Source organism: Corynebacterium gottingense, from assembly GCF_003693265.1.
GTDB classification, from domain to species: Bacteria; Actinomycetota; Actinomycetes; order Mycobacteriales; family Mycobacteriaceae; genus Corynebacterium; species Corynebacterium gottingense.
In genome coordinates this window covers 1-1,028 of sequence record NZ_RDRE01000159.1, presented here as the reverse complement: position 1 = coordinate 1,028, position 1,028 = coordinate 1, and the positions used below count along the sequence as shown (strand labels likewise).

2 protein-coding genes are annotated in these 1,028 nt (G+C 66.1%); one reads left to right on the top strand and one right to left on the bottom strand.

What is annotated here, in order from left to right; translation table 11 throughout:
* Positions 1-533, bottom strand: a 533-nt coding sequence (locus EAW56_RS12455; protein WP_147453341.1) for a hypothetical protein, incomplete at its 3' end; no start/stop codon positions are given.
* A 170-nt stretch (positions 534-703) separates the two neighbouring features.
* Between EAW56_RS12455 and EAW56_RS12450 the strand changes: the two genes are divergently transcribed.
* A partial coding sequence (locus tag EAW56_RS12450) for an ATP-binding cassette domain-containing protein (protein WP_122086864.1) occupies positions 704-1,028 on the top strand: 325 nt, incomplete at its 3' end.

Below are 1,028 nucleotides of genomic sequence, written 5' to 3'. Positions count from 1 at the left end.
GGCCCGACGCCGATGCGCATGCCCCCGACATTCGCCACCTCGCCGGCCTCGAGTGGCGTGAGCTCGAAGGCGCTTTTCGACGGAGCCTCCATCCCCCTCGGACTCACCGGAACCGGATCCTGCACCCTGGAATTTGGATCGAAGTCGTCCGGGCGGTACATGGCGGGCTCCTCGCCTGCCTCCTTGGCTTGCGAGATCCGCTCATCCACCGCCCCGAAATTCGGGAACTCAGCCTCTGCCGTCGGCGACTGTTCCCGACCTTCCGTAGTCTCCGCCCCGCCGGGCCCATCGGTCATCGAGGTGTAGATCAACCCGATCGCCCCGGCCACCGCCAGCGCCAACACGATGACGACCCACCAGTTCTTGAACTCAAACAGCGTTCTTTCCTCCGGGTCGGAAGGGACGTCGTCGCGCCAGTGCTGCCCCGACCCGAACTCGCCAGGCCCGAACACACCGGACCCGCCGGCCCCGGGCTGGTTCGAACTCGGCTGGTACGAGAAGTTCTTGTACGGATTCGGGTTCTTGCTGCTCATGTGCTGGTCCTTTCGGGAGGGCCGACGAGGCCGCGCCGGGCGCGGCAACGCTTCGAACACCCCTCACAGTACCGGCCGGCGCGCCCCCGCACTCGCCCATGACAATTGTCATGCCCACCTCATGACAAAAACCAGTGCGCGCCGAGCCACCCATACATAGGCTGCGAATCATGTCCACCACAGCAGTCGCTTCCAGCTCCCGCCCCGTCGCCATCCACGTCGCGGACGTGACGAAGACGTTCACTCCGCGTGGCAAGCATCCGGTCCACGCGCTGCGCGGCGTTTCCTTCGACGTCCGTGTCGGCGAGATCGTCGCTCTACTGGGGACGAACGGCGCGGGTAAGTCCACGCTCATCGACATCATCCTGGGGCTCACCACGGCCACGTCGGGCCAGGTGAGCGTCCTTGGCGGCACACCCAAGCAGGCTACGGGGAACGCGCGCATCGGCGCAGTGATGCAAACGGGAGGCCTGCTCACGGACATCACCGTCAAGG